We start from the raw sequence: 22,195 nt of genomic DNA on the forward strand, positions 1-22,195 counted from the left end.
CCGCTGAAAGCATCTAAGCGGGAAACTCGCTTAGATGAGATATCCCCGGGGCTTTAAGCCCCTTGAAGGGTCGTTCAAGACCAGGACGTTGATAGGTCAGGTGTGTAAGCGCAGTAATGCGTTCAGCTAACTGATACTAATTGCCCGTAAGGCTTGATCCTATAACAGGTGTGTGTCGGCAGCCGTTAGTGCTTCAGCACTTATGGATGCCCCACCCTGCGCCACGCGCAGGGTCTTATGCAGACCACACACGGTTGAGTGATCGATGTTGTGCCAGAAACAGCACAGCCCGCACGCATAGACGTGCAAAACGAGAGGCATCCTCTCAGCTACTTCTTCCCGATTGGCTGTACTGCTCCCTGAGCGCTACAGCAACCCGTCAAAGCCTGATGACCATAGCGAGTCGGTCCCACCCCTTCCCATCCCGAACAGGACCGTGAAACGACTCCACGCCGATGATAGTGCGGATTACCCGTGTGAAAGTAGGTAATCGTCAGGCTCCCCAGCAGTGTCAGAAACCCCACCCCGCAAAGGTGGGGTTTCTGCGTTTACGGCGCTGGAAAATACGGCGCCGTCACGGCCCGCCCATGCGCAGAGCGCCGGCATAGCCGGTCAGTTCCAGATACGCACGCCCGAGCTCAGTACCATCGCGGCTCACCCGCGCCGCGCCTTCCCAGTACACCGCGCCGGTCGACTGCCGCGAGTCGAGTTCCTGATCGTCCATCAGCGGATCGGGCTGCCAGGTCAGCAGGCCAGGTAAGTCATCCCCGCGTTCCTGAACCGACGGACACACAACACATCGTCCCGTCCCCGACTTTCCGTCCTACTTCTCTACCGCCAGAAACCGCTGCGCAAGCCGCACCCAATACGTCGAGCCGATCGGCAGCAACTCATCGTTGAAGTCATAGCTCGCGTTGTGCAGCATGCAGGGGCCTGCACCGTGGCCGGCGTCGCGATGGCCGCCCTCGCCGTTGCCAAGAAACGCATAACATCCCGGCTTCGCCAGCAGCATGAACGAGAAGTCCTCCGCGCCCATCGTAGGTTCGACCGAGTCGTCCACCTTTTCTGCCCCGACAACTTCCTTCATGACGGCGGCCGCAAACCGCGCTTCCTCACTGCTGTTGATAGTGGGCGGATAGTTTCTGTGGAAATGAACGTCGACCGTGCAATCGTAAGCGTCCGCCGTGCTTTGAGCGATTTTGCGCATGCGCGCTTCGATCAGATCGAGCGTTTCAGTCGTAAAAGTCCGTACGGTGCCCGCGATCCACGCATCGTTAGGGACGACGTTGACTGCATCGCCGGCATGAATTTGCGTGATCGAAAGCACAGCCGTATCCAGCGGCTTCTTGTTCCGCGTGATGATGCTTTGCAAGCCATTAGCGATCTGCACAGCGGTAAACACCGGATCGCGTCCGTTGTGCGGCAGCGCTGCGTGCGAGCCAACACCTTTAATCTCAATGCGGAATTCGTTGCTGGACGCCATGATCGGCCCTTCGGTTACGCCGAAGTGGCCCGCCGGCATGCCCGGCCAGTTATGGATGCCGAACACTGCATCCACAGGAAATTTTTCGAAAAGGCCGTCGTCGATCATGGCCTGCGCGCCGGCGCCGCCTTCTTCGGCCGGCTGAAAAATGAAAACGATGGTGCCGTCAAAATCGCCATGCTTCGCCAGATGCCGGGCTGCGCCGAGCAGCATCGCCGTGTGTCCATCGTGACCGCACGCGTGCATTTTTCCATCGTTTTTCGACCGATGTTCGAAGCTGTTCAGCTCCTGAATCGGCAACGCGTCCATGTCGGCGCGCAGCCCGATCGAGCGCTTGCCATTGCCACGCTTGAGCACGCCGACAACACCTGTCTTGCCCAGTCCGCGATACGTTTCTATACCCCATGACTCGAGCGTCTTCGCGACCAGCTCCGAAGTCGCTGTTTCTTCATAACGCAGTTCGGGATGAGCGTGGATCGTTCGTCGAAGAGTCTGGATTTCTCCGTGAGCAGCCTGAATTTCGGGGATCAGTTTCATAATAGAGTGCCGATGTGCTTGCGCTTTGACTTGCATGGAATCGCTCGGGCGACATGCGCCCGGGCGCAGTGCTAACGATTCTACGCCGAAGGCTTTTTGGCGGCAGCATGCAGGCAACCGCCGGCGGACGTAATAAAATCCCGCGTTGCGCCCTGCTTACCGTCTCCTGAATGGTTACCCAATGAACGCTCCGATCGAATTCGCTCGCGCAGTTTGCCCGCACGACTGCCCCGACACCTGCGCGATGCGGGTAACAGTCGAAGGCGACCGGGCAATCAAGGTCGTCGCCGATTCAGATCATGCTCCGACCCAAGGCGCGTTGTGTACCAAAGTCAGCCGCTATGCGGAGCGCGTTCATCATCCGCAACGCCTGACGACGCCCATGAGGCGCGTCGGCCGCAAGGGCGAGGGCCGTTTCGAGCCGATCGGCTGGGAAGAAGCGTTGGAGCTGGCTGCAAAGCGCCTGCGGGAGATAGCCGGCCGCGCGCCGCAAGCCATCCTTCCATATAGCTACGCGGGCACGATGGGCCTCGTCCAGGGCGACAGCATCGCGCAGCGCTTCTTCCACAAGCTGGGCGCGTCGCAACTGGACCGCACCATCTGCGCGGCAGCCGGCGCCGCTGGCTTGAAATACACCTACGGCGCGAGCATCGGCATGCTCACCGAGTTTTTCGAGGAAAGCGAGGTCATCCTCATCTGGGGCTCCAACCCGATTGCGTCGAACCTGCATTTCTGGACGCGCGCGCAGCAGGCCAAGCGCCGAGGCGCGCGCCTCATTGCAATTGACCCGTATCGGTCGCTCACGGCGGAGAAGTGTCATCAGCACATTGTGCTGAAACCGGGCACCGACGGCGCCTTGGCGCTCGGCATGATGCACGTCTTGATCTCGGAAGACCTGCTGGATCACGCTTACATCGCCGCGCACACGTTGGGCTTCGCCGAGCTGAAGGCTCGTGCGCTCACCTATCCGCCGTCGCGGGTGGCAGAAATTTGCGGCATCGACGAGCAGGTTATCGTCGACCTCGCGCGACTTTACGGCAGCACGAAGAAAGCGGCGATTCGCCTGAACTATGGTCTGCAGCGAGTGCGCGGCGGCGGCAACGCGGTGCGCGCAATCGCGTGCCTGCCGTCGCTCACCGGCGCGTGGCGCGAGCGTTCGGGCGGCGCCTTGCTGTCGTCGTCCGGTTGGGCGCCGGTGGACTCGCATGCGCTGCAGCGTCCGGACCTGATGCCCGGCTGGCCGGCGAGCCCGAGCCGCGTCATCAATATGAATGCAATCGGCGACGCGCTGCTGCACCCAGGCGACGCCGAGTTCGGTCCGAAAATTGAGGCGATCGTCGTGTATAACTCGAATCCGGTTGCCGTCGCGCCGGATTCGGGGCGCGTCGCCGCCGGCTTCGCTCGAGAAGACCTCTTCACGATCGTGCTGGAGCACTTCCAGACCGACACCGCCGATTACGCCGACCTTCTGCTGCCCGCCACCACGCAGCTCGAGCATCTCGACGTGCATAAGTCGTACGGCCACACGCACGTCATGGTGAATTTGCCGGCGATTCCGCCGGTCGGCGCGGCGCGTCCCAATACGGAGATCTTTCGCGGCCTCGCGCGCCACATGGCGCTGGATGAACCGGCGCTCTTCGAAAGCGACGAAGCCGTTGCTCAAAACGCATTCCGCTGGCAGGACAAGAAGCTCGAAGGCGTGAACTGGGAAGCGCTCAAGCAGGCCGGCTGGGCAAAGCTGAACCTGCCCGACGCGCCTTTTGCCGAAGGCGGCTTTCACACGCCGTCGGGGAAGTGCGAGTTCTACAGCGAGCGGCTCGCGCAGCAGGGCCTCGACCCGCTTCCGGATTACCTGCCGCCCTATGAGTCGGCGGAATTCGCGCCTGAACTGGCTGCCCGCTATCCGCTCGCGATGATCTCGCCGCCCGCGCGCAACTTTCTGAACAGCACGTTCGTCAACGTCGAAAGTCTGCGGTCGACGGAAGGCGAGCCGCATCTCGACATCCACCCGGCCGACGCCGAGCCGCGTCACATCGCCGACGGCGATTACGTGCGCATTTTCAACGACCGCGGCTCGATGCAGGCGCGCGCCCGCGTCACCGACCGTGCGCGCGAAGGCCTTGTGGTCGGCTTGTCGATCTGGTGGAAAAAGCTCGCGCCCGACGGCCGCAACGCCAATCAGGTCACGAGCCAGGCGCTTACCGATCTCGGCGGATCGGCAACTTTCTACGACTGCCTCGTCGAAGTGGAGCGCGTCTGACGCGCTCTTGCAACATCGCGCAAGCCTCGCCAACAAGGCTTCCAAAGGTTCGAGGCAGCAGTCTAACGCAGCCGTTTTTCGCGAATAGCGCAGGGACGCCCATGCTACGATGCGTTTTTAGCACGACCATTCGAAAATAAAGAAGGAGACGCTGCATGGATAAAATCTGGCTGAAATCCTACCCGCCCGGCGTTCCCGCAGAGATCGACCCGACCCGCTATTCGTCCGTCGCCGAACTGCTCGAGGAAGCATTCCGCGAGCACCGCAACAAGCCGGCGTTCGTCTGCATGGGAAAGGGCATCAGTTACGGCGAACTCGACGCGCTTTCGCGCAAGCTGGCCGCGTGGTTTCAGTCGAAGGGCCTTGCGCGCGGTGCCCGCATCGCAATCATGATGCCGAACGTGCTGCAATATCCGGTCGCGATTGCGGCGATTCTGCGGGCAGGTTATGTGGTCGTGAACGTCAACCCGCTCTATATGCCGCGTGAGCTCGAGCATCAGTTGAAAGACAGCGGCGCGGAAGCAATCGTCCTGCTAGAAAATTTCGCCGTCACGTTGCAGGCCGTCGTACGCAATACCGCTGTCAAGCACGTCGTGGTCGCCGCAATGGGCGATCTGATGGGCGTGAAGGGCGCTGTCGTGAACTTCGTCGTGCGCCGCGTGAAGAAAATGGTGCCCGCCTGGAGTTTGCCCGGTCACGTCAAATTCAACGCGGCTATCGCCGAAGGCGAGCGCCAGACTTTCAAGCCCGTCCAGCAAGGCCCCGACGATGTCGCGTTCCTTCAGTACACCGGCGGCACGACCGGCGTGGCGAAGGGCGCCACGCTGCTGCACAGGAACCTGATTGCGAATGTGCTGCAGTCCGAAGTGTGGCTCAATCCGGTTCGCGCAAACCGCACGGACATCGAGCAGTTCATCACGGTTGTGGCCTTGCCGCTGTACCACGTGTTTGCGCTGACGGTGTGCGGCCTGCTGACCATCCGCACAGGCGGACTCGGCGTGCTGATTCCCAATCCGCGCGATATTCCCGGCACGATTAAGGCACTGCAGGGTTACGCAATTACCACCATCCCGGCAGTCAACACGTTGTACAACGCGCTGTTGAACAGTCCTGACTTCGACAAGCTCGACTTTTCGAAACTGATCGCGGCAAACGGCGGCGGAATGGCCGTCCAGGAAGCTGTCGCAAAGCGCTGGTTCGAGCACACAAAGACGCCGATCATCGAGGGCTACGGTTTGTCCGAGACGTCGCCGTGCGTCACCTGCAATCCCGTGACGGTGACCGAATATAGCGGCACGATCGGGCTGCCGTTGCCGTCGACCGAAGTCTCCATCCGCGACGACGACGGCAACGAAGTGCCGCTCGGGCAACCGGGCGAGATCTGCATCCGCGGCCCGCAGGTGATGGCTGGCTATTGGAACCGGCCGGAAGAAACCGCGAAAGTCATGACGCCGGACGGCTTCTTCAAATCGGGCGACGTCGGCTTCATGAACGACCGGGGTTTCGTGAAGATCGTGGACCGCAAGAAGGACATGATTCTGGTTTCCGGCTTCAACGTGTACCCCAACGAAATCGAGGATGTGGTCGCGAAGCTACCCGGCGTGTTCGAGGTCGCGGCGGTCGGTGTGCCGGATCAGCACTCGGGTGAGGCGGTGAAGTTGTTTGTCGTCAAGAAAGACGACGCGCTGACGGACGCCGACATATTCGCCTACTGCAAACAGCAGCTAACCGGCTACAAGCGGCCGAAGATCGTCGAGTTCCGTACCGAGCTGCCCAAGAGCAATGTCGGCAAGATTTTGCGTCGGGAACTGCGTGATGGGCGGGCGTGAGCGGAAGCCCAACATCGCGGACGCTGACGCGTCGTAACGCGTAGGCATCAGCTGCATTCGAAGGCCCGGCTGACACGACAAGTCAGCCGGGCTTTTTCGTTTCCGCGCATCCTACGACGGCCATAAAAAAAAAGGCGCCCGAAGGCGCCTTTGAGGCAAACTGCGTTTTTACGACTTATTAGAACTTGTGGCGGATGCCGACGCGAGCTGCGAGCTGGTTCTGGTTCGACGAGCCCGACAGGCCGTTGATGCCAGCCGTTGCCGTGACGACGGCGCCTGCCGCATTCACGGTTTCGCCCGTAGCGTGCTGGTACACACCGATCACGTAGACGTCGGTACGCTTGGACAGGAAGTAGTCCACGCCCAGCGCGCCTTGGTGGTACTGAGCGCGCGAGTTGCCGTTGACTTCCGAACCGCGCGTGTAGTCATACGCTGCGCCGACCAGCAACGCCGGGGTCAACTGGTACTTGAAGTTGACTTCCGCGTTGTTGAACGTAGCCGTTTGGCCCTTGAACGGCGATGCGTACGACGCGCCCAGGTTTGCAAAACGGATGTTCGAGTACGTCAAGCCGAGGGTTGCTGCGCCGAACGTGTAAGCACCGCCTGCACCGATAACCTGGTACGTGTTAGCCGATGCGAAGCCAGCGTAGACCGGCGACGTCACTGCGCCAGCCGGCGTAGCTGCCGTGCCGCCGTTGTTGAACAGACCACCCGAAGCTGCCGGCGTGCGCGCGTTCAAATAACCAACGCCCAAGACCAACGGACCGTTGTTATAGCCAGCGCCCAACGACCAGATCTGGTTCTGCGAGAAGTTGCCTGCAACACCGCCGAAGCTATACGTGCCGCCGAACTTCAGGCCGCCGTAATCCGCGCTCGTGTACTTGACCGTGTTGTTCGTACGGTATGCGTTGTTGAAGTTGTCGATGTCGCCCGGGTGAGCAGCGATGTAGCCGCCCCACTGGTCGCCGGCTTCCAGCGGACCGACGTAGTCGACGACGGAGTCGTATTGACGACCCAGCGTGACCGTGCCGAACTGGCTCGACAGACCGACGTAAGCTTGACGACCGAACATCAGGCCGCCTTGACCCAGCTTGCCGTTGTTCACGTCAAAGCCGTTTTCCAACACGAAGATTGCCTTCAGACCGCCGCCCAGATCTTCCGTGCCGCGCAGGCCGAAACGCGAGCCTTGCATGACGCCGCTGGACAGGTTGTACAGGTGCTTGCCACCCGAGTTGGTGTTGATGTTGAAGCCTTCGTCAATGATACCGTACAGGGTCACGCTGCTCTGAGCATGTGCGACGCCTGCGAATGCGCCCAGTGCTGCGAGAGCGAGAAGCGACTTTTTCATCGAATGATCTCCAAGGATTACGAATCTTTTTTACAAGGCGAATATTTATGTAGCGTTGAGGCCTTGCTTGTCCAACTTCGCGAGAAGTTGCACGTAATGTAACAAAAGGGCTACATGGCACAAAGAAAAAGGACGCTGCCCGGACGGCTCCTGTTTCGTTTACGCAACATGATCTAAAATCGAAATCTTGATGCCTTCAGCGGCTGGATCAGCCCGGCGCGAAGGCCGTGTTTTTTCCCGCGAAGCCTTGTCGCCCGGGCCACGAAGAACGCGAAGCAAGTTGTCGAATCACGGAGTGCCGAATGTTTCTGGACGAGTTGATTACTGAATTTGATCGGGGTTTACGCTCAATGACGGGCGTTTCGCGCATGAGCCGTCCTTTGCCAGTTCCGCAAGAATCGGCGGCTTCGGCCGAGGCGCCCGAGCTCTCGCCGGCCGAGCGCGCGCACTCCGCGGGTCTGATGCGCGTGAACCATGTCGGTGAGGTCTGCGCGCAGGCGCTTTACCAGGCACAGAAGCTCGCGACCAGTTCGCCGTCGTTGAGAAGCGTGTTCGATCGCGCCGCAGTCGAGGAAGAAGATCACCTCGCATGGACGGCGAAGCGTCTCGAGGCGCTCGACTCGCGTCCCAGTCTGCTGAATCCGCTTTGGTACGCAGGCGCGCTCGCCATCGGGCTCGCGGCCGGACGCATGGGCGACCGCGTGAGCCTCGGCTTCATGGCCGAAACCGAGCGGCAGGTCGAACAGCATCTGGACAGCCACCTCGATCGTCTGCCGGTCGGTGATCGCGAATCGCGCGCGATTGTCGAGCAGATGCGCGTCGACGAAGCCGGACATGGAAAAGCCGCAATTGACGCCGGCGGCATCGAGTTGCCGTTCCCCGTGCGCGCCATGATGCGCGCGATGTCGAAAGTGATGACCCGCACCGCGTACTACATATAAGAACCGCCGAGTTTCCGTCTCACCACGCAAGGTGGGACGACGCCCCGCGCGTCGTCCCCGCGTAGCCGCCGAAAACCCCGCCGCACACCTTCCAGACGCCCTTCACGATCGCTTACGCCCCGCGCTGTTCGCCCGCACTTTTCACGTATCACCTTCAGAAGCCTCAGTAGTCCCTTCATTTATAACGATTTTCCGTTTTTCGTCTGACATGAAGGACTCGCGCTAAGTCCTTGTTCTAACAAACAAAATTCGCTCGAAAACGGCCTGTCTCCCTTGACCCGTGTTTAGCGTTCCTCTAAAGTGGGAGACAGTGTGAGAAAGTGTATTTTTGTGTGATCTCACGGGTGGTTTCGGGTAGATTTTTACGAATTGGGCAGCCGGCGCAAAGGCGCGGGCCAAGAGGGAGAGCGAAGTGTTCCAAGGGGCGTCGGCGCTGACGCTCGATGCGAAAGGGCGGATGTCTATTCCGTCCCGCTATCGGGATGCGCTGCAAACACAGGCAGAGGGCCGGGTGACGATCACCAAGCACCCGGACGGCTGCCTGTTGCTCTTTCCGCGCCCGGAGTGGGAAATCTTCCGCGACAAAGTCGACAAGCTGCCCATGAACGCAGCCTGGTGGAAGCGCATCTTTCTCGGCAATGCAATGGACGTCGATATGGACGGCGCGGGCCGCGTGCTCGTGTCGCCGGAATTGCGCGCGGCCGGTTCGCTGGAAAAAGAAGTGACGCTGCTCGGCATGGGGCGCCACTTCGAACTGTGGGACGCACAGATTTACGCCGCGAAGGAACAGGCGGCCATCGCCGAGGGCATGCCCGAAGCGTTGAAGAACTTCACGTTCTGATCGCGGCATACATATATGGCATCTGCGATGAGAAACGAATTGCAGCATCGCACGGTGCTGCTGGAAGAAGCGGTAGCGGCGCTGGTCACGCGCGCGGACGGCGTCTATGTCGACGGCACGTTCGGGCGCGGCGGCCACAGCCGTCTGGTGCTGGAGAAGCTGGGGCAAGCGGGGCGTCTGATCGCGTTCGACAAAGACCCGCTCGCCATCGCCACGGCGCAGCAGATCGGCGATCCGCGCTTTGGCATCGTGCACGAGAGTTTTGCTTCACTGCGCACCGCGATTGCGGAGCGCGGGATTGAACGGGTGTCGGGCGTTTTGCTGGATCTGGGCGTGTCGTCGCCGCAAGTCGACGATCCGGAGCGGGGTTTCAGTTTCCGCGCCGACGGCCCGCTCGACATGCGGATGGACCCGACGCGCGGCGAGTCTGCCGCTGACTGGCTGGCGCGGGCCACGGTGCAGGAACTGACGGAGGTGATACGAGATTATGGGGAAGAACGGTTTGCTTTTCAGATTGCAAAGGCGCTTGTTGCTCGCCGGGCAGAGTCCGACCGTCTTGGGCCTCTCGTCAGCACGGGCGAGCTTGCCCAAATCGTGGCTAACGTCGTCAAAACCCGTGAGAAGGGCAAGGATCCGGCAACCCGCACCTTTCAGGCTATACGGATTCACATCAATCAAGAGCTTGCGGAGCTGCAAGTCGTTTTAGAAGCAGCGTTGTCGCTGCTGGAGCAAGGGGGGCGGCTGGTGGTCATCAGCTTTCATTCGCTCGAGGACCGGATCGTCAAGCGATTCATGCAGGCACACGCCAGTGCGCCCGCGGTCGATCGTCGTCTGCCGATTCGTGCCGTCGACCTGCCGAGCCCTCCGCTCAAAATCATCGGCCGCGTGTTTGCGAGCGACGCTGAAGTCGCCGCGAACCCGCGCGCCCGTTCTGCCGTGATGCGTGTGGCGGAGCGGATCGCACCATGAATCGCCTCAATATCTTCCTGCTGATGATCGTGATGGGCTGTGCGTTGTCGGTTGTCAACGCAACGAACCAGCAGCGCCAGATCTTTATCCAGTTGCAGCGCGCGCAGTCGCAGGAGCGCCAGTTGCAGCAGGACTATTCGCAGCTTCAATATCAGCAGAGCGCGCTCTCCAAGACGTCGCGCATCGAGCAGTTCGCGACCACGTCGCTGAAGATGCAGGCGGTCAGCACCGGGCGCACGCAATACCTGACGCTCGACCCCGGCGCCGCAAAGGCCGAAGACGCGCCGATTCCGACTTCGGCTCCGGCATCGGCGCCGTCGGCGACTCGCAGCGGAGGCGTTCGATGAAAAAATCGTCCAGCCGCAAGAGCGTCGCTTTCTCGGCTAATCCGATCCTGTCCGTGCGCCTGCCGATGTGGCGCTCGAAGCTCGTCGTGTTCCTGCTCTTCATGGCGTTTGTCGCGCTGACCGCGCGCGCCTTCTGGATTCAGGGACCCGGCAACGCGTTCTATCAGAAGCAGGGCGAAATCCGCTATCAGCGCCGCCTCGAATTGCCGGCCACGCGCGGCAAGATTCTCGACCGCAATGGCCTCGTGCTGGCCACGAGTCTGCCGGTGCGTGCGATCTGGGCGATCCCGGAATCGGTGCCGGACGACCTCGGCGCGGACAAGCTGAACTCGCTCGGCAAACTGCTCGGCATGACCGATAAGGAATTGCGCAGGAAGCTCTCGGAAGACAAGAACTTCGTGTACGTCAAACGCCAGGTGCCGGTGGATATTGCCGAGAAGGTGAAGGCGCTCGACATCCCCGGCATTTACGCGCGCGACGAGTACAAGCGTTTCTATCCGGAAGGCGAGATCACGGCTCACCTGATCGGCTTCACGAACGTCGAGGACGAAGGCCAGGAAGGCGTCGAACTCGGCGACCAGAAGCTGCTCGCGGGCATGTCGGGCAGCCGTCGCGTGATTAAAGACCGCATGGGCCACATCATCGAGGACGTGGACGAGCAGGTCGTGCCGCACAACGGCCAGGACGTGGATCTCTCGATCGACAGCAAGATCCAGTACATCGCGTACACGAACCTGAAAGCGGCCGTCGAAAAGTTCAAGGCGAAGGCCGGCGCGGCGATGGTGATCGACGTGCGGAGCGGCGAAGTCCTCGCGCTCGTCAATTACCCGACCTACAACCCGAACGACCGGTCGCACATGACCGGCGACCAGTTGCGCAACCGCATCCTCACCGACACGTTCGAGCCGGGCTCGATCATGAAGCCGTTCACGGTGTCGCTCGCGCTCGACCTGCACCGCGTCACGCCGACTACACTGGTTGATACAGGCGGCGGCCGCTTCGTGCTCGACGGTGCGCCGATTACCGACGACAGCGCGTTCGGTGTCCTGACGGTCGGCGGCGTGATCCAGAAGTCGAGCAACATCGGCGCGACGAAGATCGCGATGCAGTTGAAGCCCGAAGAGATGTGGAACATGTACACCAGCATCGGTCTTGGCCTCGCGCCGAAGGTCGGTTTCCCGGGTGCGGCGGCGGGACGTCTGCGTCCGTGGAAGAGCTGGCGCCGTATCGAGCAGGCGACCATGTCGTACGGCTACGGCCTGTCGGTGTCGCTGTTCCAGCTCGGCCGCGCGTACACGGCCATCGCGCACGACGGCCAGATCATGCCCGTGTCGATTTTCCGCACGCCTGGCGACCAGCCGGCAACCGGCCCGCAAATCTTTTCGCCGACCACCGCCCGCGAAGTGCGCGCGATGCTCGAAACCGTCGTCTCGCCGGGCGGCACGTCGCCGGATGCGGCGGTGCCGGGCTATCGCGTCGGCGGCAAGAGCGGTACGGCGTATAAGCACGGCCCTCACGGCTACGATCACTCGAAGTATCGCGCGTCGTTCGTCGGCATGGCGCCGATGCCGAATCCGCGCATCGTCGTCGCGGTATCGGTCGATGAACCGACGGCGGGCAGTCACTTCGGCGGTCAGGTGTCGGGTCCGGTGTTCTCGGGCATCGTCGGCGATACGCTGCGCTCGCTGAACGTGCCGCCGCAAATGCCGGTCAAGCAGATGGTCGTGTCCGACGACTCCGCGTCCGCTGCGCCTTCGGCCACTCCCGCGCCGTCCGCAACGAAGAAGATTTCGGCGAACGCGAGCGCGAAGAAGATGACGATTTCCGCGAATGCGAAGACCCATGCGGGAGTCGTTCGATGAGCGCGCTGCGCAACAATCATCCGTCGCATCGGCAAATTGCCGAAGCGTTGAACTGGCTGCAAGCGCACCTGCAGCGAGGCGCGCATCTGCACGCGGACACGCGTTCGCTCACAGCCGGCGACGCGTTTTTCGCCTACGCCGTGGATGGCGCGGACAACCGCGCGTTCATCGACGGCGCGCTTGAACGCGGCGCTGCCGCGGTGCTCGTTCAGCCGGAAGGTTTCAGCGGCGCGATCGACGCGTCCACCACGCTCGCGGTGCCCGCGTTGAACGAGCTCGCGGGCTCGATTGCCAGCGCGTGGTACGGCGATCCGAGCGACAGCATGCTCACGGTCGGCGTCACGGGAACGAACGGCAAGACGTCGTGCAGCCAGTGGATTTCGGCGGCGCTCACCGCGCTTGGCAAACGTTGCGCGATCATCGGCACGCTCGGCACCGGCTTGCCGGGACAACTCGTGCACACCGGCTTCACGACACCCGACGCGCCGCAACTCCAGCGCAGTCTCGCGCAGTTGCGCGACGCGGGCGCAAAGGCCGTTGCAATGGAAGTGTCGTCGCACGCGTTGCACCAGGGGCGCGTGAACGGCACGGCGTTCGACATCGCCGTGTTCACGAATCTCACGCAAGACCATCTGGACTATCACCACACGTTCGAGGCGTATGAGGCCGCGAAGGCGCGCCTCTTTGCCTGGCCGGAACTGCGTGCGGCCGTGATCAATCGCGACGACGCGGCGGGTCGCCGTTTGCTGGCAAGCACGCAAGGCCACGCACGCACGATCGCGTATGGTCTCGATTCCGCACAACAAAGCGCGCCGCAAGCCGACGCGTCGCTGCTCGCATCGAACGTGCGCGCGACGCCCACCGGCACCGCGTTCCACCTGAGCACATCAGACTGGGGCAATGCCGAAGTCGAAGTGCAAACGCTCGGCGCATTCAACGTCAGCAATCTGCTCGGCGTACTCGGCGCGTTGCTCGCCGCTGAGATTCCCTTCGATGCCGCCCTCGCCGAACTCGCGAAGCTCGAATCGGTGAACGGCCGCATGCAGCGCCTCGGCGGCCGCTTGCAAAACGACGAACCGCTCGTCGTGATCGACTACGCGCACACGCCCGACGCGCTGGAAAAAACACTCGAAGCGTTGCGTCCGATGGCGGCCGCGCGAGGCGGCGAACTGATCTGCATGTTCGGCTGCGGCGGCGATCGCGATGCAACCAAGCGTCCGCTGATGGGCGCCATCGCCGAAAAGATGGCGGACGGCGTGGTGGTCACGAGCGACAACCCGCGCAGCGAAGATCCGCAATCCATCATCGAGCAGATCGCAGCGGGAATGAAAGACGCGTCGAAGGCACGCCGCATCGAGGACCGCGCGAGCGCGATCCTTCAGGCGATCCGCGGCGCCGCGCGCGAAGACGTCATCGTGCTGGCTGGCAAAGGGCACGAAGCAACACAGGAAATCATGGGTAAAAAGCGCGCTTTCTCCGACCAGGACCACGCCCGCCTCGCGCTCGCCGCGCGGGCCACGCAGGCACGCGGAGGTGGCGAATGAGCGCGCAAGGCAATGCGATGTTCACGCTGCGTGAAGCGGCCGCGCTGATTCCAGGCGCAACGGTTATCGGCGACGACAGCGTTGCGTTCGAACGCGTGTCGACCGACAGCCGCAGCGCAGGTCCCGGCGATCTGTTCGTCGCGATCAAGGGCGATCGCTTCGACGCGCATGACTTCCTCGCCGACGTCGCCGCGCGCAACGTGAGCGCCGCGCTCGTCGCGCGCGTGCCCGGCGGCTGGAGCGTGCCCGCCTTGCGCGTGGCCGACACGCGCGTTGGACTCGGCGCGCTGGCTCGCGGCTGGCGTCGCAAGTTCAGCATGCCGCTCGTCGCCGTGACCGGCAGCAACGGCAAGACCACGGTCAAGGAAATGATCGCGTCGATTTTCGCCGCAGCCGTCGGCGTCGATGCGCGCCTTGCCACCGCCGGCAACTTCAACAACGACATTGGCTTGCCGCTCACGCTGTTTCGTCTGAATGCCGCGCATCGGTTGGCGGTCGTCGAACTCGGCATGAATCATCCGGGCGAAACGTCGCTGCTCGCGAAAATCGCCGAGCCGACCGTTGCCGTGGTGAACAACGCGCAGCGCGAGCATCAGGAATTCATGGCGACCGTCGAAGCGGTCGCGCTCGAGCATGCGAGCGTGATTCACGCGCTCACGCCTGATGGAATCGCTGTCTTCCCCGCCGACGATGCCTACGCAAGCATCTGGCGCGTGGCGGCCACGGGCAACCGCATCGTCGACTTCGCGCTGAACACGGCCGAGCGCACAACGGAAGCGGCGGTTACGGGCACGTTCGACGGCAAAGTACTCAGCATCCAAACGCCCGAAGGCCACACAAATATCACGCTGCAAGTGCTCGGCAATCACAACGCGCACAACGCGTTAGCTGCGACGTCAGCGGCGCTTGCCGCAGGCGTTTCGCTCGACGCTATCAAGCGCGGCCTCGAATCGTTCGGCGCGGTGAAAGGCCGCCTGCAGGTCAAGCACGCCGCGCTCGGCACGCTCGCGGGCGCGACCGTGATCGACGACACCTACAACGCCAACCCCGATTCGATGCGCGCCGCGATCGACGTGCTCGCGTCGCACGCATCGCCGCGTGTGCTGGTGATGGGCGACATGGGCGAAGTCGGCGACAACGGGCCGGAATTTCACCGCGAAATCGGCGCCTATGCGAAGGAACGCGGTATCGACGCGCTGTACGCAATGGGCGACGCCTCGCGCGACGCCTGCACCGCGTATGGCGCAAGCGCCCATCACGTCGCCGACGTCGGCACGCTGGTCGCGCAATTGCAGCAGGCCGGTTTCGGTCCTGCTGCAACGCTTCTCGTGAAAGGCTCGCGCTTCATGCAAATGGAGCGCGTGGTGGACGCCGTAACGAGTCCACAACCCAACGCAGCGGGCAGCGCGCCCGCTGCACACTGAAATAGAAGGACCGAAGCATGCTACTGGCGCTGGCGCAATGGCTGCAGAATGACGCAAGCTTCTTGCGCGTGTTCAGTTATCTGACTTTCCGCGCGGTGATGGCCACCATCACCGCGCTGTTGATCGGGCTCGTCTGCGGCCCGGCTGTGATCCGCAAGCTGACCGCGATGAAGGTCGGCCAGGCTGTCCGTAAAGACGGCCCGCAAACGCATCTCGTGAAATCCGGCACGCCGACGATGGGCGGCGTGCTGATTCTGCTCGGCATCGCCGTCGCTACGCTGTTGTGGGCCGATCTGACCAACCGCTTTATCTGGATCGTGATTCTGGTCACGTTCGGCTTCGGCGTGATCGGCTGGGTCGACGACTATCGCAAGGTCGTCTACAAGGACCCGCGCGGCATGTCGTCGCGCGAAAAGTATTTCTGGCAGTCGGTGATCGGTCTCTTCGCCGCCGTGTATCTCGCGTTCAGCGTGTCCGAAGCGAGCAATGTGCGCGTGTTCGATCTGTTCATGGCGTGGGTGCGCAGCGGTTTGTCGATGGGCTTGCCCGCGCGCGCCGATTTGATGCTGCCGTTCGTCAAGTCGATCAGCTATCCGCTCGGCGTGTGGGGCTTCATCGTGCTGACATATCTGGTGATCGTCGGCGCGAGCAACGCGGTGAATCTCACCGACGGCCTCGACGGTCTCGTGATCATGCCGGTCGTGCTGGTCGGCGCATCGCTCGGCGTGTTCGCTTACGTGATGGGCAGCTCGGTCTACTCGAAATACCTGCTGTTTCCGCACATTGCAGGCGCAGGCGAATTGCTGATTTTCTGTTCGGCGATGGGCGGGGCCGGCCTCGCGTTCCTCTGGTTCAACACGCACCCGGCGCAGATGTTCATGGGCGACGTCGGCGCGCTCGCGCTTGGCGGCGCGCTCGGCACGGTGGCGGTGATCGTGCGTCAGGAAATCGTGCTCTTCATCATGGGCGGCATCTTCGTCGCGGAAACGCTTTCGGTGATGTTGCAGGTGACGTGGTTCAAGTTCACCAAACGCCGTTTCGGCGAAGGCCGGCGTCTCTTCAAGATGGCGCCGCTGCATCACCATTTCGAATTGTCGGGTTGGAAGGAAACGCAGGTGGTCGTGCGCTTCTGGATCATCACATTGATGTTGTGTCTGTTCGGATTGTCCACGCTCAAGCTGCGTTAAGCAGAAGGTATTAAAGGGAAGCAGACGATGTTCGGCGAGAAGTTTCGGGATCGGCAAAAGCCGATGGTGCTCGTGCTGGGACTGGGTGAATCCGGTCTCGCGATGGCGCGCTGGTGCGCGCGGCACGGCTGTCGGCTGCGTGTGGCCGATACGCGCGAAGTGCCGCCGAACCTGTCCGCGCTGGAAGCGCACGGCGTCGACGCTGCGTTTGTCGGCGGCCCGTTTTCGCCGGTGCTGCTGGAAGGCGTGGAACTCGTCGCGATCAGCCCCGGTTTGTCGCCGCTCGCCGCCGATCTGTTGCCGCTGATCACGGCGGCGCGCGAGCAAGGCATCCCTGTGTGGGGCGAACTCGAACTCTTCTCGCAAGCGCTGAAGACGCTCGGCGAAAGCGGTTATGCGCCGAAGGTCGTCGCGATCACCGGCACCAACGGCAAGACCACGACGACGAGCCTCACGGGGCTGCTGTGCGAACGCGCGGGCAAGAAGGTCGCGGTCGCGGGCAACATCAGCCCGGCGCTGCTCGACAAACTGAGCGAAGCCATCGACAACACCGCGCTGCCCGACGTGTGGGTGCTCGAACTGTCGAGCTTCCAGTTGGAGACTTCGCATACGTTCGAGCCGGACGCGGCGGCGATCCTCAACATCACGCAGGATCACCTCGACTGGCACGGCGGCCTCGATGCGTATGCCGCTGCGAAAGGCCGCATCTTCGGTACACAAACCGTGCGTGTGCTCAATCGCGACGACGCGCGCGTCATGGCGCTCGCGCCTTCGGAGCCGGGCGATGTCGACGTGGTGACCTTCGGCGTAACCGAACCGAAGAACGACGGCGATTACGGTTTGCTGCGCGATAACGCGATGATCTGGCTCGTCGAAGCACACGATCTCGACGCGAGTGAAGACATCACGCCGAAGCGCCGCCGCAAAAACGAAGCGGTCACGCCGCCGAATATTGCGCTCAAGCGCCTGATGCCTGCCGACGCGCTGCGCATTCGCGGTCTGCACAACGCGGCCAACGCGCTCGCCGCGTATGCGCTCGCACGCGCGATCGGCTTGCCCGCCGCGCGCCTCTTGCACGGCTTGCGCGAGTACCGCGGCGAGCCGCATCGCGTGGAATTGATTGCGTCGATCGACGGCATCGACTACGTGGACGACAGCAAGGGCACCAATGTCGGCGCGACGGTCGCCGCGCTCGACGGCCTCGCGCAACGCGCGGTGCTGATCGCCGGCGGCGACGGCAAGGGCCAGGACTTCGAGCCGCTCGCCGCGCCGGTCATGCGCTGGTGCCGCGCGGTGATGCTGATTGGCCGCGACGCGCCGCAGATTCGCGCGGCACTCGAAGACACCGGCATCGCGATGACCGATCACGCGACGCTCGAAGAAGCGACGCGTGCCGCCGCTGCACTCGCACAACCTGGCGACGCCGTGCTGTTGTCGCCCGCTTGCGCGAGCTTCGACATGTTCAAGGGTTACGCGCATCGCGCCGCGGTGTTCCGCAGCACGGTGGAAGAAATCGCGGCCGAACGGGGGACGATGATATGAGCTGGTCCGAACGATTCGGTTCGCGCACAGGCGCAGGCGCCGGTGACACGGCCAACGCAGCACGCGTCGGTGGCCGCACGGGCGGCAGCGGTCTCGCGAGCGCCGTCAATGGCGTGCGGCCGCTGCGCTCGCGCATGCTCGACTACGATCATTCGCTGCTGTGGGTGGTCGTCGCGCTGCTCGGGCTCGGCGTCGTGATGGTGTATTCGGCGTCGATCGCGATGCCCGATTCGCCGAAGTACGCGTCGTATCGCGACTACGCATTCCTTGTGCGTCAGATCATCTTCGTGACGATGGGCGCGGTGGTCGGCGTCATAGCGTTCCGTATTCCGATTTCGACGTGGGACAAGTACGCGCCGAAGCTCTTTCTGATCGCGCTCGTCGCGCTGGTCATCGTGCTGATTCCGCACGTCGGCAAGGGCGTGAACGGCGCGCGCCGCTGGATTCCGCTCGGCATCACGAATATGCAGCCGTCCGAAATCATGAAGCTCGCGGTGACGATCTACGCGGCGAACTACACGGTGCGCAAACAGGAATACATGCACAGCTTCGCCAAAGGCTTTCTGCCGATGGCGATGGCGGTCGGCTTCGTCGGCGCATTGCTGCTGCTCGAGCCGGACATGGGCGCGTTCATGGTGATCGCGGCGATCGCAATGGGTCTGCTGTTTCTCGGCGGCGTGAACGGCAAGCTGTTCGGCGGCCTCGTCGCCACGGCGGTCGGCACGTTCAGTTTGCTGGTGTGGGCGTCGCCGTGGCGGCGCGAGCGGATTTTCGCGTACCTCGATCCGTGGGACGACCGTTATGCGCAGGGCAAGGCGTATCAACTGACGCACTCGCTGATCGCATTTGGCCGCGGCGAGTGGTTCGGCGTGGGACTCGGCGGCAGCGTCGAGAAGCTCAACTATCTGCCCGAAGCGCATACCGACTTCATCCTCGCTGTTATCGGCGAGGAGCTCGGCTTTGTCGGCGTACTCATCGTGATCGTGATGTTCTACTGGATCGTGCGCCGCGCGTTCGAGATCGGCCGCCAGGCGCTGGCACTCGACCGCACGTTCGCGGGTCTCGTTGCGAAGGGCGTCGGCATCTGGTTCGGCGCGCAGACGTTCATCAACATGGGCGTGAACCTCGGCCTGCTGCCGACTAAAGGTCTAACGTTGCCGCTCGTCAGCTACGGCGGCTCGGGCATCGTGCAGAACTGCATCGCCATCGCGGTGCTGCTGCGGGTGGATTACGAAAATCGTGTGCTGATGCGAGGAGGGAAAGTATGACCTCCACGCAGCAACGCACGCTGATGGTGATGGCCGGTGGCACCGGGGGACACGTGTTCCCTGGGCTCGCGGTCGCGCACCTGATGCAGGCGTGGGGCTGGAAGGTCGTATGGCTCGGCAATCCCGCGGGCATGGAAGCGACGCTCGTGCCGAAGCACGGCATCCCGATGGAATACGTGCGCTTCGGCGGACTGCGCGGCAAGGGCCTGAAAACGAAGCTGATGCTGCCGCTGAATCTGCTGCGCGCATGCACGCAAAGCTTGAGCGTGCTGCGTCGCGTGAAGCCGGATGTGGTGCTCGGCATGGGTGGCTACATCACGTTTCCGGCCGGCCTGATGACCGCGTTCAGCGGACGTCCGCTCGTGCTGCACGAACAGAATTCGATTGCGGGTCTCGCAAACAAGGTGCTCGCGAAGCTCGCCAAACGCGTGCTCGTTGCGTTTCCGAATGCGTTGCCGCACGGCGAATGGACCGGCAATCCGATTCGTGCGGAACTTGCGCGCGCGATTGCGCCCAAAGCACGCTATGCAGAACGCAACGGTCCGTTGAATGTGCTGGTGGTCGGCGGCAGTCTCGGTGCCGCGGCGCTCAATGAAGTCGTGCCGCGCGCGGTCGAGCTGCTGGCCCCGAACGAACGTCCGCGCATCGTGCATCAGGCGGGCGCAAAACATATCGACGCGCTGCGCGAGAACTACGCGGCAGCCGGTTTGCAAACGGGCGCTGACGTGCAACTCGTGCCGTTCATCGACGACATGACGAGCGCCTATGCAAGCGCGGACCTCGTGATTTGCCGCTCGGGCGCGATGACCGTGTCGGAGATTTCAGCGGTAGGTGTGGCCGCGTTGTTCGTGCCGTTCCCGTATGCGGTGGACGATCACCAAACCACTAATGCAGCGTTTCTCGCCGACAACGGCGCGGCGCTGGTCGTGCAGCAACGCGATCTGTCGGCGGAAAAACTCGCCGGCTGGTTGCGCAGCCAGACGCGGGAAAGTCTCGCGGAGATGGCGGAGCGTTCGCGCTCGCTCGCGAAACCCGACGCCACTGAACAGGTCGCGCAGATTTGCGCGAGCGTGGCGGGTTCGATTTCGGGCGCGAGCCCAGAAGGAAAGCAATGAAACACATCGTCAAACATATTCACTTTGTCGGCATCGGCGGTGTCGGCATGAGCGGCATCGCGGAGGTGCTGCTCAATCTCGGCTATCAGGTGAGCGGCTCGGACTTGTCGAGCAACGCTGTCACGGATCGCCTGGCCGCACTCGGCGCGCGTATCGCAATCGGTCACGCGGCGGAGAACATCGAAGGCGCGAACGCGGTGGTCGTCTCGACCGCGGTGCGCAGCGACAACCCGGAAGTGCTGGCCGCGCGTCATCGACGTATTCCGATCGTGCCGCGCGCGGTCATGCTCGCGGAACTGATGCGCCTGAAACAGGGCATTGCGATTGCCGGCACGCACGGCAAGACCACGACCACGTCGCTGGTCGCAAGCGTGCTCGCTGCGGGCGGGCTCGATCCGACCTTCGTGATCGGCGGACGGCTGATCAGCGCGGGCGCGAACGCGCGGCTCGGCACGGGCGACTTCATCGTGGCCGAAGCGGACGAATCGGACGCGTCGTTCCTGAATCTCTTTCCGGTGATCGAAGTCATCACGAACATCGACGCCGATCACATGGACACCTATGGCCACGACTTCGCGCGGCTCAAGCAGGCGTTCATCGAATTCACGCACCGTCTGCCGTTTTACGGTATCGCCGTGTTGTGCGTCGACGATCCGAACGTGAAGGAGATTCTGCCGTTCGTGTCGAAGCCGATCATCCGTTACGGCCTCGCACCCGACGCGCAAGTGCGCGCGGTCAACGTCGAAGCGCGCGACGGCAAGATGCATTTCACCGCGATGCGCGAAGACGCGGCGCCGCTCGACATCGTGTTGAACCTGCCGGGCGAGCACAACGTGCAGAACGCGTTGGCCGCGATCGCGATTGCGACTGAACTCGAAGTGAAAGATGCCGATATCCAGCGAGCGCTGGCGGATTTCAACGGCGTGGGCCGGCGCTTTCAGCGCTACGGCGAGGTGCCGGTCACAAGCGACGGCGAGCCGCGCGGCGCCTACACGCTGGTCGACGACTACGGCCATCATCCGGTCGAAATGGCGGCGACGGTCGCGGCGGCGCGCGGCGCATTTCCGGGGCGGCGTCTCGTGCTCGCGTTCCAGCCGCATCGCTTCACGCGCACGCGCGATTGCTTTGAAGATTTCGTCAAGGTGCTGTCGACGGTCGATGCGCTCGTGCTGACCGAAGTGTATTCGGCCGGCGAAGCGCCCATCGTCGCCGCGGACGGTCGGGCGCTCGCGCGCGCGTTGCGCGTCGCGGGCAAGGTCGAGCCGGTGTTTGTCGATACGGTGGATGAAGTGCCGGACGCGCTCGCAGCATTGGTGCGCGACGGCGATGTGGTGATCACGATGGGCGCGGGTTCGATCGGCGGTGTGCCGGGTCGCCTCGCTCAGGAAACGAAGGTGTGAGATGAGCAGTATCGACCCGAAAAATTTTGGCAAGGTGGCCGTGCTGCTCGGCGGCAATTCGGCCGAGCGCGAAGTGTCGCTCAATTCCGGGCGCCTCGTGCTGCAAGGTCTGCGCGACGCCGGCATCGACGCGCATCCGTTCGATCCGGCCGAGCGTCCGCTCGCCGCATTGAAGGACGAAGGCTTCGTGCGCGCCTTCAATGCGCTGCATGGCGGCTACGGCGAAAACGGCCAGATTCAGGGCGCGCTCGATTTTTACGGCATCAAGTACACGGGCAGCGGCGTGCTCGGCTCGGCG

Annotated in this window: 16 protein-coding genes, 2 rRNA genes and 2 pseudogenes; 17 read left to right on the forward strand and 3 right to left on the reverse strand. The window is 62.9% G+C overall.

All coding sequences use genetic code 11. The features are described 5' to 3' along the window. Positions 1-161, forward strand: a 23S ribosomal RNA gene (locus tag BGRAMDRAFT_RS32590); the annotation flags it as partial. A gap of 224 nt (positions 162-385) precedes the next feature. Beyond that, a 5S ribosomal RNA gene (gene rrf, locus BGRAMDRAFT_RS32595) occupies positions 386-499 on the forward strand. Positions 500-574: 75 nt separating this feature from the next. Here rrf and BGRAMDRAFT_RS34225 read toward each other — a convergent pair. Together BGRAMDRAFT_RS34225 and BGRAMDRAFT_RS32600 are read right to left on the reverse strand one after the other, a co-directional pair. After that, a pseudogene (locus BGRAMDRAFT_RS34225) lies at positions 575-754 on the reverse strand (lipocalin family protein); the annotation flags it as partial. A gap of 69 nt (positions 755-823) precedes the next feature. Then, positions 824-2,020: a M20 aminoacylase family protein gene (locus tag BGRAMDRAFT_RS32600; RefSeq protein WP_044022067.1), complete on the reverse strand. Its 1,197-nt coding sequence runs from the start codon at positions 2,018-2,020 to the stop codon at positions 824-826. Positions 2,021-2,201: 181 nt separating this feature from the next. Between BGRAMDRAFT_RS32600 and BGRAMDRAFT_RS32605 the strand changes: the two genes are divergently transcribed. After that, positions 2,202-4,280 carry a molybdopterin-containing oxidoreductase family protein gene (locus BGRAMDRAFT_RS32605; RefSeq protein WP_044022068.1) on the forward strand — a complete coding sequence of 693 codons (2,079 nt, stop codon included), beginning with the start codon at positions 2,202-2,204 and terminating at the stop codon, positions 4,278-4,280. A gap of 155 nt (positions 4,281-4,435) precedes the next feature. Beyond that, positions 4,436-6,109 carry a long-chain fatty acid--CoA ligase gene (locus BGRAMDRAFT_RS32610; protein ID WP_006053200.1) on the forward strand — a complete coding sequence of 558 codons (1,674 nt, stop codon included), beginning with the start codon at positions 4,436-4,438 and terminating at the stop codon, positions 6,107-6,109. Positions 6,110-6,287: 178 nt separating this feature from the next. On the opposite strand, the gene BGRAMDRAFT_RS32615 is transcribed toward BGRAMDRAFT_RS32610, so the two are convergent. After that, the gene (locus tag BGRAMDRAFT_RS32615) at positions 6,288-7,457 is read right to left on the reverse strand and encodes a porin (RefSeq protein WP_006053201.1); all 1,170 of its coding nucleotides are present in this window, start codon (positions 7,455-7,457) and stop codon (positions 6,288-6,290) included. Positions 7,458-7,759: 302 nt separating this feature from the next. Between BGRAMDRAFT_RS32615 and coq7 the strand changes: the two genes are divergently transcribed. The 13 genes and pseudogenes from coq7 to BGRAMDRAFT_RS32680 form a co-directional block, all read left to right on the forward strand. Then, positions 7,760-8,398 carry a 2-polyprenyl-3-methyl-6-methoxy-1,4-benzoquinone monooxygenase gene (gene coq7 / locus BGRAMDRAFT_RS32620; RefSeq protein WP_006053202.1) on the forward strand — a complete coding sequence of 213 codons (639 nt, stop codon included), beginning with the start codon at positions 7,760-7,762 and terminating at the stop codon, positions 8,396-8,398. A gap of 412 nt (positions 8,399-8,810) precedes the next feature. Beyond that, complete coding sequence (mraZ, locus tag BGRAMDRAFT_RS32625) at positions 8,811-9,239, forward strand: division/cell wall cluster transcriptional repressor MraZ (RefSeq protein WP_006053203.1); 429 nt, start codon at positions 8,811-8,813, stop codon at positions 9,237-9,239. Positions 9,240-9,254: 15 nt separating this feature from the next. Further along, a complete protein-coding gene (gene rsmH / locus BGRAMDRAFT_RS32630) occupies positions 9,255-10,208 on the forward strand; it encodes a 16S rRNA (cytosine(1402)-N(4))-methyltransferase RsmH (RefSeq protein ID WP_006053204.1) in 954 nt (317 codons plus the stop codon). Further along, on the forward strand, positions 10,205-10,555 hold the full coding sequence (gene ftsL / locus BGRAMDRAFT_RS32635) for a cell division protein FtsL (protein WP_006053205.1): 351 nt from the start codon (positions 10,205-10,207) through the stop codon (positions 10,553-10,555). The genes rsmH and ftsL overlap by 4 nt, the downstream gene beginning before the upstream one ends. Then, entirely contained in the window at positions 10,552-12,417 is a 1,866-nt protein-coding gene (locus BGRAMDRAFT_RS32640) for a peptidoglycan D,D-transpeptidase FtsI family protein (RefSeq protein WP_006053206.1), read from the forward strand. The genes ftsL and BGRAMDRAFT_RS32640 overlap by 4 nt, the downstream gene beginning before the upstream one ends. Then, positions 12,414-13,961 carry a UDP-N-acetylmuramoyl-L-alanyl-D-glutamate--2,6-diaminopimelate ligase gene (locus BGRAMDRAFT_RS32645; RefSeq protein WP_006053207.1) on the forward strand — a complete coding sequence of 516 codons (1,548 nt, stop codon included), beginning with the start codon at positions 12,414-12,416 and terminating at the stop codon, positions 13,959-13,961. The genes BGRAMDRAFT_RS32640 and BGRAMDRAFT_RS32645 overlap by 4 nt, the downstream gene beginning before the upstream one ends. Beyond that, positions 13,958-15,385, forward strand: a complete 1,428-nt coding sequence (locus tag BGRAMDRAFT_RS32650; protein WP_006053208.1) for a UDP-N-acetylmuramoyl-tripeptide--D-alanyl-D-alanine ligase — start codon at positions 13,958-13,960, stop codon at positions 15,383-15,385. The genes BGRAMDRAFT_RS32645 and BGRAMDRAFT_RS32650 overlap by 4 nt, the downstream gene beginning before the upstream one ends. A gap of 17 nt (positions 15,386-15,402) precedes the next feature. Beyond that, positions 15,403-16,572: a phospho-N-acetylmuramoyl-pentapeptide-transferase gene (gene mraY, locus BGRAMDRAFT_RS32655; protein ID WP_006053209.1), complete on the forward strand. Its 1,170-nt coding sequence runs from the start codon at positions 15,403-15,405 to the stop codon at positions 16,570-16,572. 27 nt (positions 16,573-16,599) lie between these two features. Beyond that, a complete protein-coding gene (gene murD, locus BGRAMDRAFT_RS32660; RefSeq protein ID WP_006053210.1) occupies positions 16,600-18,114 on the forward strand; it encodes a UDP-N-acetylmuramoyl-L-alanine--D-glutamate ligase in 1,515 nt (504 codons plus the stop codon). Next, on the forward strand, positions 18,111-19,382 hold the full coding sequence (gene ftsW / locus BGRAMDRAFT_RS32665) for a putative lipid II flippase FtsW (RefSeq protein WP_006053211.1): 1,272 nt from the start codon (positions 18,111-18,113) through the stop codon (positions 19,380-19,382). Before murD ends, ftsW begins: the two co-directional genes overlap by 4 nt. Then, positions 19,379-20,497 carry an undecaprenyldiphospho-muramoylpentapeptide beta-N-acetylglucosaminyltransferase gene (gene murG, locus BGRAMDRAFT_RS32670; RefSeq protein ID WP_006053212.1) on the forward strand — a complete coding sequence of 373 codons (1,119 nt, stop codon included), beginning with the start codon at positions 19,379-19,381 and terminating at the stop codon, positions 20,495-20,497. The genes ftsW and murG overlap by 4 nt, the downstream gene beginning before the upstream one ends. Beyond that, the gene (gene murC / locus BGRAMDRAFT_RS32675; RefSeq protein WP_006053213.1) at positions 20,494-21,897 is read left to right on the forward strand and encodes a UDP-N-acetylmuramate--L-alanine ligase; all 1,404 of its coding nucleotides are present in this window, start codon (positions 20,494-20,496) and stop codon (positions 21,895-21,897) included. The genes murG and murC overlap by 4 nt, the downstream gene beginning before the upstream one ends. 1 nt (position 21,898) lies before the next feature. Beyond that, positions 21,899-22,195, forward strand: a pseudogene (locus tag BGRAMDRAFT_RS32680) (D-alanine--D-alanine ligase); the annotation flags it as partial.

Source organism: Paraburkholderia graminis C4D1M (assembly GCF_000172415.1).
GTDB classification, from domain to species: Bacteria; Pseudomonadota; Gammaproteobacteria; order Burkholderiales; family Burkholderiaceae; genus Paraburkholderia; species Paraburkholderia graminis.

What these genes read in the sequence shown, in the direction of transcription:
- BGRAMDRAFT_RS32600 (WP_044022067.1), bottom strand. Translation starts at nt 2,020, where the DNA reads ATGAAACTGATCCCCGAAATTCAGGCTGCTCACGGAGAAATCCAGACT.
- BGRAMDRAFT_RS32605 (WP_044022068.1), top strand. Translation starts at nt 2,202, where the DNA reads ATGAACGCTCCGATCGAATTCGCTCGCGCAGTTTGCCCGCACGACTGC.
- BGRAMDRAFT_RS32610 (WP_006053200.1), top strand. Translation starts at nt 4,436, where the DNA reads ATGGATAAAATCTGGCTGAAATCCTACCCGCCCGGCGTTCCCGCAGAG.
- BGRAMDRAFT_RS32615 (WP_006053201.1), bottom strand. Translation starts at nt 7,457, where the DNA reads ATGAAAAAGTCGCTTCTCGCTCTCGCAGCACTGGGCGCATTCGCAGGC.
- coq7 (WP_006053202.1), top strand. Translation starts at nt 7,760, where the DNA reads ATGTTTCTGGACGAGTTGATTACTGAATTTGATCGGGGTTTACGCTCA.
- rsmH (WP_006053204.1), top strand. Translation starts at nt 9,255, where the DNA reads ATGGCATCTGCGATGAGAAACGAATTGCAGCATCGCACGGTGCTGCTG.
- ftsL (WP_006053205.1), top strand. Translation starts at nt 10,205, where the DNA reads ATGAATCGCCTCAATATCTTCCTGCTGATGATCGTGATGGGCTGTGCG.
- BGRAMDRAFT_RS32640 (WP_006053206.1), top strand. Translation starts at nt 10,552, where the DNA reads ATGAAAAAATCGTCCAGCCGCAAGAGCGTCGCTTTCTCGGCTAATCCG.
- BGRAMDRAFT_RS32645 (WP_006053207.1), top strand. Translation starts at nt 12,414, where the DNA reads ATGAGCGCGCTGCGCAACAATCATCCGTCGCATCGGCAAATTGCCGAA.
- BGRAMDRAFT_RS32650 (WP_006053208.1), top strand. Translation starts at nt 13,958, where the DNA reads ATGAGCGCGCAAGGCAATGCGATGTTCACGCTGCGTGAAGCGGCCGCG.
- mraY (WP_006053209.1), top strand. Translation starts at nt 15,403, where the DNA reads ATGCTACTGGCGCTGGCGCAATGGCTGCAGAATGACGCAAGCTTCTTG.
- murD (WP_006053210.1), top strand. Translation starts at nt 16,600, where the DNA reads ATGTTCGGCGAGAAGTTTCGGGATCGGCAAAAGCCGATGGTGCTCGTG.
- ftsW (WP_006053211.1), top strand. Translation starts at nt 18,111, where the DNA reads ATGAGCTGGTCCGAACGATTCGGTTCGCGCACAGGCGCAGGCGCCGGT.
- murG (WP_006053212.1), top strand. Translation starts at nt 19,379, where the DNA reads ATGACCTCCACGCAGCAACGCACGCTGATGGTGATGGCCGGTGGCACC.
- murC (WP_006053213.1), top strand. Translation starts at nt 20,494, where the DNA reads ATGAAACACATCGTCAAACATATTCACTTTGTCGGCATCGGCGGTGTC.